General features: G+C 64.7%; 1 protein-coding gene. It reads left to right on the forward strand.

Annotation, left to right across the window (positions count from 1 at the left end; translation table 11 throughout):
- Positions 1-326: 326 nt before the first annotated feature.
- The coding region (locus tag HW556_RS18305) for an MFS transporter (protein ID WP_262890019.1) at positions 327-1475 on the forward strand (1149 nt) is incomplete at its 3' end.

A 1475-nucleotide genomic window follows, 5' to 3' on the forward strand; every position in this document is an offset into this window, starting at 1 on the left:
CCGCCGTTGAACAATTGCCATTGAACGACTACCGTTGAAGCTGTGCGAACGGCGGGCGGCGACAAGCCCCACCTCTACGTCGTGCTGGCGAGCTGTGCAACTTTGCTTAGGCGGTGAGGCGGTGAGGTAATATTCGGGGCCATGTGGTATGGCAAGGGTAGCAGCCCCTGTGAGGTGGCCTTTTTGCGGTGGATGCGGTTGTGGCTTGTTCGAAAGGCGCTGATAGCCGTATGAGTGGGGCTTGGGAGTATTAGGAGCTGCCGGCTTTGTCCACATGGCTTCTGGCATCGCCTAAACAGAGACTTACCACTTCACCACCTCACCGCTTGGCTTCCTCGTCGCCGTTTACTCCGCTGAAAACTCCGATTTTTCGGATGCTCTGGATTGCCTCGTTCGTGTCGAACGTGGGCACCTGGATGCAGAATGTGGGGGCCGTGGGGCTGATGACCGAGCTGACGGACTCGCCCGTGCTGGTGGCACTGCTCCAAACGGCTTCGGCGCTGCCCGTATTTCTGCTGAGCCTGCCCGCCGGCGCGCTGGCCGATTTGCTCGACCGGCGCAAGCTGCTCATCCTCACCCAAAGCTGGATGGCCCTGGTGGCTTTGCTGCTGGCGGGCATGGCTTTCGGCGGCTTTGCCTCGCCCTGGCTGCTACTGAGCCTTACTTTTCTGCTGGGGCTGGGCGGGGCGCTCAACAACCCGGTGTGGCAGTCAGTAACGCCCGAGGTGGTGCCGCCCGCCGACCTGCCCCAGGCCATTGCACTCAACAGCGTCAGCTTCAACCTAGCCCGGGCACTGGGGCCGGCGCTCGGCGGACTGGTTATCGGGTACTTCTCGGCCGGGGCGGCGTTTCTGCTCAACGGGCTGTCATTTCTGGGCACTATTTACATGGTGTACAGCTGGCAGCGTCAGCCCCAGCCAGTGAGCACGCTGGCCACCGAGCGGCTGGTGATGGCCATGCGCGGCGGCCTACGCTACGCCCGTTTCGCGCCCCCGGTCCAGCGGATTTTACTGCGTGGGGCCGCTTTCACGTTTGGGGGCAGCGCGTTGTTTGCCCTGATGCCGGCCGTGGTGGCCCAGCGCCTGCTGCGGCCCACGGCGTTCTACTCGCTGCTGCTCACCTGCATGGGGCTGGGCGCAGTGCTGGCGGCCGTGCTGCTGCCGCGCCTCAACCGCCGCCTGAGCATTGATGGCCGGGTGGCGCTGGCTACTACTGTGTTTGCCGGCGGCCTGCTGGGTTTGGGCTACGTAGATGCGCCCTGGCTGCTGTACGCGGCGCTGGTGTTTGTGGGCATGGCCTGGATGCTGGTGCTCAACTCGTTCAGTGTGGGCGTGCAGACCGTGGTGCCGCGCTGGGTGCAGGCCCGCACCATCAGCATCTACCTGCTCGTTATTCAGGGCGGTATGGCCGTGGGTAGCGTGGTGTGGGGCGCGGTGGCCGAGCGGGCGGGCCTACCGCTGGCGTTAGCGGGTGCC

This window comes from Hymenobacter terrestris (assembly GCF_013377905.1).
Lineage (GTDB): Bacteria > Bacteroidota > Bacteroidia > Cytophagales > Hymenobacteraceae > Hymenobacter > Hymenobacter terrestris.